Here is an 809-nt window from a genome sequence, read left to right as displayed (position 1 = left end):
CCTGCATGTCATGGGCAAACAAATCCGCCGGGAACTCAAACTCATCCCCGCCCAAGCCGTGATCGTCGAACATGTTCAGTATGTCTATGCCTGCCGGAATTGCGAGACCAACGCCACGAGCGTGCCCATCATCCAGGCGCCGGTGGACAAGCCCGTCATCCCAGGCAGCTTTGCCTCACCGGAAGCAGTGCCCCACATCATGACGCAGAAATTCGTCAGCGGCCTGCCGCTGTACCGTCAGGAGCAGGAATGGAACCGGCTGGGCATTGAGCTGTCGCGGCAAACCATGTCCAACTGGCTGATCCGCTGCGCCATCGACTGGCTGGAGCCCCTCTATGAACAACTGCATCAAAGCCTCTGCGCCCAACGCTACTTGCACGCAGACGAAACTGTGCTGCAGGTTTTGCACGAACCGGGCAAACCGGCCCAGAGCAAGAGCTATATGTGGCTGTACCGGACCGGTGGCAATACGCAGATGCCGATCGTGCTGTTTGACTACCAGCCCGACCGCAAGGCCAAACGACCCACCGAATTCCTGCAAGGCTTTAGCGGGTATCTGCATACCGACGGCTATGCCGGCTACCACAGCCTGCCGGAAACCATGGTCAGGGTAGGCTGCTGGGCTCATGCCAGGCGCAAATTCGATGAAGCGCTCAAAGCGCTTCCCGAAAAAGACCGCCAAGGCTCCGGCGCGGACAGAGGCAAGCGCTACTGCGACCAACTGTTTGCCATCGAACGGCAGCTAGCCGACTGTACGGCGCCAGAACGCTATGAAAAACGGCAGGAACTGGCCAAGCCAGTGCTTGACG

1 protein-coding gene is annotated in these 809 nt (G+C 59.5%); it reads left to right on the top strand.

Annotated features, from left to right (window positions below; translation table 11 throughout):
* The coding region (gene tnpC, locus ALO_RS18985) for an IS66 family transposase (protein ID WP_040293949.1) at positions 1 to 809 on the top strand (809 nt) is incomplete at both ends.

This window comes from Acetonema longum DSM 6540 (assembly GCF_000219125.1).
Classification (GTDB): Bacteria; Bacillota; Negativicutes; order Sporomusales; family Acetonemataceae; genus Acetonema; species Acetonema longum.
This window is presented reverse-complemented; position numbering and strand designations above follow the sequence as displayed.